Origin of the sequence: Mesorhizobium sp. M7A.F.Ca.AU.001.01.1.1 (assembly GCF_004022735.1) — a bacterium.
GTDB classification, from domain to species: Bacteria; Pseudomonadota; Alphaproteobacteria; order Rhizobiales; family Rhizobiaceae; genus Mesorhizobium; species Mesorhizobium ciceri.
This window is the reverse complement of sequence record NZ_RZPF01001124.1, coordinates 1-1,212: the sequence shown is the minus strand read 5'-3', so window position 1 is coordinate 1,212 and position 1,212 is coordinate 1. Positions and strand designations below refer to the sequence as shown.

The 1,212-nt window shown below is 63.4% G+C and carries 2 protein-coding genes; both read left to right on the top strand.

Annotated elements, in window-relative coordinates:
- On the top strand, positions 1-687 hold a 687-nt coding region (locus EN884_RS36420), incomplete at its 5' end, for an NAD(P)-dependent oxidoreductase (protein ID WP_128361148.1).
- A gap of 82 nt (positions 688-769) precedes the next feature.
- Entirely contained in the window at positions 770-1,174 is a 405-nt protein-coding gene (locus tag EN884_RS36415; RefSeq protein ID WP_024501916.1) for a hypothetical protein, read from the top strand.
- The last annotated feature ends 38 nt before the right edge of the window (positions 1,175-1,212 follow it).

Genomic DNA, 1,212 nt, shown 5'->3' with positions numbered 1-1,212 from the left:
CCCGACGTGTTGACCTCGGTGGTCGCCGACACCATGATAAAAATCATGATCAACACCATCCGCGACCTGCCGCGCGCCGAGACCTGGCTGCGCGACGGCAGCTGGGTGCGCAAGGGCAACTATCCGCTGAGCCGGCTGACCTTGCGCGGGCGCAGTGTGGGTATTTTCGGCATGGGCCGCATCGGGCAGGCCATTGCCCGGCGTCTGGAGGCCTTTGGCTTGCCGGTCGCCTACCACAACCGGCGCCGTGTCGAAGGTCTTTCCTACCACTATCATGCGACCCTGAAAGGGCTTGCCGAAGCCGTGGATACGTTGATTTCGGTCGCGCCGGGCGGCGCCTCGACGGAGAAGGCGGTCAATGCCGAGATACTGTCGGCGCTTGGCGCCAACGGCGTCTTCGTCAACATCGGCCGTGGCAGCACGGTCGATGAGGCAGCGCTTGCGGCAGCCCTTGCCAACGGCACCATCGCCGCTGCCGGCCTCGATGTCTTTGCCGACGAACCGAACGTGCCCAAGGCGCTGCTCGACGCGCCCAACACCTCGCTGCTGCCGCATGTCGGCTCGGCCTCGGACCATACACGCCGCGCCATGGCGGATCTGTGCGTCGACAATCTGGTGTCCTGGTTCACCGAGCGCCGGCCGCTGACGCCGGTGCCCGAGACGGCGCATGTGAAGGCTAGAAACTGATCGGTGGCTGCCACATTTATTAACGTCAGCTTAACCCTTTGGAATCATTGTTCAACCTGTCCGTGTACGTGGATGAAGAATGATGAAAGCACTTTCCGCATTGATCGCTGCCGCAGCGCTGTTTGGTGGCATTCAGCTGTTTCATGGCGGCAGCCGGGAAAGCGTAGCCAACGAGGCCGCCCCGTCCAACAGCTACAGGCTGGTCGCCAATGGCGATGAGGCGGTCTGTGCAGTCAGCCGCGGGGCCGAAATTTCGGACGGTTTGTCGTTGCTCACCGTTGCTCCCAAATGCCGTCGGCTCTTGCCGGGCATAGAACAGGCGAAGTTCTGGCGCGAGCAAAACGATGGCACCGTTGCCTTCAGCGCCAATGGCACCGATCCAATCGTCACCTTCGCGGCTGCCGATGGCGACGGCTACGAATCCTATGCCCCGGCGCTGCCGCTGCTGTCGCTGGCGGCCACCCGTGATAAAAAATCCGGCGACTGATTATTCCGCTGCGGCCCGCGCGCCGGCCTTCGCTGCGG